Annotated in this window: 6 protein-coding genes; all 6 read left to right on the top strand. The window is 46.0% G+C overall.

What is annotated here, in order from left to right:
* Positions 1-1519, top strand: a 1519-nt coding sequence (locus ACZ25G_RS04775; protein ID WP_463681717.1) for an OPT family oligopeptide transporter, incomplete at its 5' end; no start/stop codon positions are given.
* Positions 1520-1521: 2 nt separating this feature from the next.
* A complete protein-coding gene (locus tag ACZ25G_RS04770; protein ID WP_191482289.1) occupies positions 1522-1869 on the top strand; it encodes a PqqD family protein in 348 nt (115 codons plus the stop codon).
* Positions 1870-1876: 7 nt separating this feature from the next.
* Positions 1877-2443, top strand: coding sequence for a flavodoxin family protein (locus ACZ25G_RS04765; RefSeq protein WP_463681716.1), 567 nt, complete (start codon positions 1877-1879; stop codon positions 2441-2443).
* Positions 2444-2458: 15 nt separating this feature from the next.
* Positions 2459-2962, top strand: coding sequence for an aldo/keto reductase (locus ACZ25G_RS04760; protein ID WP_463681715.1), 504 nt, complete (start codon positions 2459-2461; stop codon positions 2960-2962).
* 400 nt (positions 2963-3362) lie between these two features.
* Complete coding sequence (locus ACZ25G_RS04755) at positions 3363-4808, top strand: aminoacyl-histidine dipeptidase (RefSeq protein WP_463681714.1); 1446 nt, start codon at positions 3363-3365, stop codon at positions 4806-4808.
* Positions 4809-4871: 63 nt separating this feature from the next.
* Positions 4872-5341 (top strand): OPT/YSL family transporter (locus ACZ25G_RS04750; protein WP_463681713.1); only part of this gene is annotated, 470 nt, incomplete at its 3' end.

The following is a 5341-nucleotide window of genomic DNA, read 5'->3' as shown; positions in this document are numbered from 1 at the left end:
ATTTTTTATGGTCCCGCTTCGCAATGCCCTTATCGTGAAGGAACACGGCGTGCTTCCATATCCGGAGGGAACCGCCTGTGCAGAGGTGCTTCTGGCAGGAGAAGAGGGTGGTGCAAAAGCTTCCACCGTTTTCGCCGGAATGGGCTTTGCAGCACTATTTAAATTTATTATCGACGGATTAAAACTGGTGGCCGGAGAAATCTCGGTCAGCGTTAAGGGATTTGCGGGCCAGATCGGTACGCAGATCTATCCGGCGGTCATGAGCGTAGGCTATATTTGCGGTCCAAGAATTTCATCGTATATGTTTGCCGGCGGTCTTTTAAGTTGGCTTGTCCTTATCCCGCTTATTGTGCTTTTCGGCGCGAATATAACCCTTTATCCCGGAACGGAGCCGATTAGCGCGATCTTTGCGGAGGGCGGAGCAGGTGCCATCTGGGAAACCTATATCCGATATATTGGCGCAGGCGCGTTGGCTGCGGGCGGCATTATCAGCTTGATAAAATCTTTGCCGCTTATCCTAAGAACTTTTAAAGGCGCGGTAAAAGGCATGTCGGGTTCCAAAGAGAATGCGGAGCGGCGCACAGAGAAAGACATCTCTATAAAAGTCGTGCTTCTGTCCATTGCCGTCTTGACCCTGCTTGTATGGCTCATCCCCGCTATTCCAGTTAGTTTTATCGGTGCGGTTATTATCGTTGTATTTGGTTTCTTCTTCGCTACCGTATCCTCTCGGATGGTGGGATTGGTAGGCAGCAGCAACAACCCTGTTTCCGGCATGGCGATTGCTACCCTCTTGATTGCCACCCTCGTTTTAAAGCTTACAGGGGCAACCGGTATTACTGGCATGTGCAGCGCCATTGCCATCGGTTCGGTTATTTGTATTGTTGCCGCAATTGCTGGCGATACGTCACAAGACCTGAAAACCGGATTCCTCTTGGGTGCCACCCCTAAGAAACAGCAGATTGGTGAAATTATCGGCGTTATTGTGGCGGCTCTGGCGATCGGCGGAACGCTTTATCTTCTGGATAGTGCGTGGGGCTTTGGTACAAACGAACTGGGAGCTCCTCAAGCAACTCTGATGAAGCTGATTACAGAAGGCGTTATGGACGGAAATCTTCCGTGGGCGCTTGTGTTTATCGGTGCTTTTATTGCTGTGTTGGTTGAAGTTGTGGGCATACCGGTACTGCCCTTTGCCATTGGTGTTTATCTTCCTGTTCAGCTGAACGCCTGCATTATGGTTGGCGGCCTTGTTCGTCTGGCTTTGGATAAGCTGAAACGCAGCAAGGAAGAAAAAGAGGCAATTGTAAATGACGGTGTTCTTTTCTGCTCGGGTATGATCGCCGGTGAAGGCCTAATGGGAATTGTGCTGGCACTTTTGGCGGTATTCGGCTTGAATTCTGTGATCGACCTGTCCGGAAAATTGGCAATACCGGCCATCGTTTCTAATCTTGGCGGATTGGCGTTATTTGCTATCATCATTCTGACACTGCTGAAATTCTCCCTGTGGAAGAAGAGAAAATAAGTATGAAAAAGAAGCAAAGCGAAAATTATCTGGACAAAAAACCGTTGCGAAATGAGAAATTCTCGTGGTCGGTCGATGATGGAAAGGTAACGCTGGAAGTTGAAAATAAAGGTGTATGGAATACGCTTTTTCAAAAGATTTTGAAAAAGCCGAGGATCAGCTATATACATCTGGATGAAATGGGAAGTTTTATCTGGCCTCTTTTAGATGGTGAAAAAAGTATTCTAGAAATAGGAAAAGCTGTGGAAAATCAGTTTGGAGATAAAGCCAATCCGCTATATGAAAGATTGGCTAAATATTTTCAGATTTTAGAAAGCTATCATTTTATATACTTTAGTGAAGGGAGATAGAAACACCGTGAAGGTTTTGGCGATCAACGGCAGCGCGAGAAAAAACGGAAACACGGATCTTCTGATTGGCCGTATATTTGAAAAGCTACATGCCGCCGGAATCCAAACAGAGGCAATGCAATTTGCGGGAAATACTATCCAGCCCTGCAGGGCGTGTTTTGCCTGCGGTGGCAAAGAAAACTGTGTCCATCAACAAGACGATTTCCAAAGCGTATTTGAAAAAATGAAAGCGGCTGACGGAATCCTTCTGGGCTCTCCCGTCTATTCTGCGAACATATCGGCCAATATGCAGGCCTTCTTGGAGCGGGCGGCGGTTGTGTGTGATATGAATCCCGGGCTTTTGAAACACAAGGTAGGCGCCTGTTTTGTAACCGCGCGCAGGGGCGGTGCGCTGAACGCTGTAGATGCCATGAACCACTTCTTTCTTAACCATGAAATATTTATTTCGGGGAGTACCTATTGGAACATGGTGTATGGACAGATGCCGGGCGATGTGTTAAACGACGAGGAAGGCCTTGCCACTATGGACAGCCTTGCTGAAAATATGCTCTGGCTTTTAGAAAAAATCAAGTGAGAAAAGGGCTAAAAAATGAAAAGAAAATGGGTTCCGATTCTGATTTCAGGTCTGCTTATCATTGGCTGTCTAGCAGGGTGCAGTAATGAAGCTGTCAATTCTTCTGCTGAACCAGAAAGCGCGTCTTCTTCCTCCACAACAGCGCCTGCGGACATCTCGTCTTCGGAAGGCGAAAACTTCGGCGAAGAAACATCCGACCCTGTCTTCGATTTTGAAAGTAGGACGGTAACTCTGAACAGCGGCTATGAAATGCCGATTATGGGGCTTGGCACCTACAGCCTTTCTGACGAGGAATGCTATAACTCTGTCACTGCTTTGCTGGAGGCCGGCGGGCGGCTCATCGATACCGCCCATATCTATGGAAATGAAGCGGCGGTCGGACGAGCGGTACGGGACTCCGATGTCCCTAGAGAGGAAATCAGTATTCATGATGATCACCTCACTCAGATAGTAAAAGCTATTCGAAGGGATCTTAAAATTAAGGACAAGGCATATCCACAAATCAACTTAAAAAAATAACATAGATAAATAATCTTTAACCGTCATTGAAGTTCAGATGTTATCTGCATCCTATATCTAAATCTTCACTTTTATTTACGGATATCTATTTTGTAACAGTCAGACAACAGCATGGCTCTGTAGGAATACCCTACAGAGCCTGTTTTTATGCGAAAAAACAGCTTTTAAAACTCCCACTAGCTGTGTCCCGCCTTCCCATTGTCACAAGGGTATAGAATGGATAGGTTTGCGGTAATATTTTTTCATAGCATGGGGATGTCTTGTTTACCAGCTGAAAATCAATTGATAAGTTTGAGGCTATTGTTAGTCTGGACAGATTGATTTTTTTCGCACAACATGATATGCTATTAAAAATGTATTCTATTTATTTTCATAAAATATATAAAAATACAAGGGGTAAATGATGAAAGGAATAGCTCAGAAGGAATCTGCATCAATATTACGCTACTTTGAAAAAATATGCTCTATCCCGCACGGCTCAGGCAATATGAAAGCCCTGTGTGACCACTGTGTTCAGTTCGCAAAAGAAAATGGCTTACAGGTGGTCAGCGACGAAGCAGAAAATGTCGTGATTTACAAGCCGGGCACCAAAGGGTATGAAAATGCTGAACCGGTTATTCTTCAGGGACATCTTGATATGGTGTGCCAAAAAGAAGAAACCTCATCGATTGACTTTACGAAAGACGGGATCGAGGCATATATAGACGGTGATTTTATAAAGGCAAAGGGTACAACCCTGGGCGCGGATAACGGCATTGCCGTATCAATGATCATGGCCATTTTGGCGAGCCGTGATTTACCGCATCCTCCAATTGAGGCTGTTTTTACAACCGATGAGGAAATCGGGATGATTGGCGCCCAAAAATTGGACGTTTCTATTTTAAAAAGCAAAAAGATGATCAATCTGGATGCGGAGGAAGCGGACATTTTAACCGTATCCTGCGCGGGAGGAAGCGACTTCCGGCTTCTCTTTCCGATTGATAAAACTGTTGTACACGGCACAAAAATATCGTTGGAGATCCTTGGCTTAAAGGGCGGACATTCCGGCGTTGATATCGATAAGGGCCGCATAAACGCCAATATCCTGGCAGGAAGAATTCTGCATTATGCGAAGAAAACGGCGGCGTTCCATATCGTGAACATCAATGGCGGAACAAAAGGAAACGCCATCCCCTTTTGCTGCAAGGCAGAACTTGTGGCGGAAGATGCGGAAAGCTTGATACATACCATAGAAGACTATTTTTCTATTGTAAAAGAGGAAATCGGAGCGAGAGAAGACAATTGCTCCATTCGCTTAACGTTGCAAGAGACCGGCGATTTTGAGGCTTTGACTCCTGCTATGCAGGACAAACTGTTATACATGCTGCTGACCACGCCCAATGGCGTTGTGGACATGAGCGTCGAAATAGACGACCTGGTCGAAACTTCATTAAACTTGGGAATTTTAATGACAGAGGCGGACAAGATTGTTTTGCAATATGCCCTAAGGAGCAATAAAGAATCCGCCCTGGCTTTCCTGGAGGACAAGCTCTCTGCGTTTGCCTCCTATAACGGTTGCCGTTTCGAAATATCCGGTCAATATGCGCCTTGGGAATTTAAAAAGGATTCACCACTCCAGGAATTATATGCAGACGCCTTCTGCGAAAAGTTTGGACGCAAACCTCAAATCGCGGCCATTCATGCTGGACTTGAATGTGCGGTGTTTGCCAAAAAAATCAAGGATTTGGATTGTATTGCGGTAGGTCCGGATATGTTTGACGTGCATACGGTACATGAAAAATTGAGCATCTCTTCCACTATGGAAATTTTTGAGCTGCTCTGTACTGTACTGGAAAGATGCAGATAAACTGTTCTGAAACACTGCGGCAGTATTCAATTTATAAAACGTGCAGAGAGGAAATAGGAGACTATGGAAAACAAAGATTTTAAGCCGTATATTCCAGCGGAAAAAATTACGCCTGAGCTTACGGTAACTTCTATCGTTATGGGCGCGCTACTGGCCGTCATCTTTGGCGCGGCAAACGCTTATTTAGGATTGCGGGTGGGAATGACCGTTTCAGCGTCTATCCCTGCGGCGGTCATTGCTATGGGCGTTATCCGTGTCATTATGCGCAAAAACTCCATTCTAGAAAGCAATATCGTCCAGACTATTGGTTCAGCCGGCGAGTCTTTGGCGGCTGGTGCTATCTTTACCCTGCCAGCTCTGTTTCTGTGGGCGGCAGAGGGCAAAATGGATAAGCCTAGTTTATGGGAAATCACGATAATCGCTCTGATTGGCGGACTGCTCGGCGTATTTTTTATGGTCCCGCTTCGCAATGCCCTTATCGTGAAGGAACACGGCGTGCTTCCATATCCGGAGGGAACCGCCTGTGCAGAGGT

This window comes from Zongyangia sp. (genome assembly GCF_965361945.1).
The sequence above is the reverse complement of the archived record's forward strand: the minus strand, read 5'-3'. Positions and strand labels throughout refer to the sequence as shown.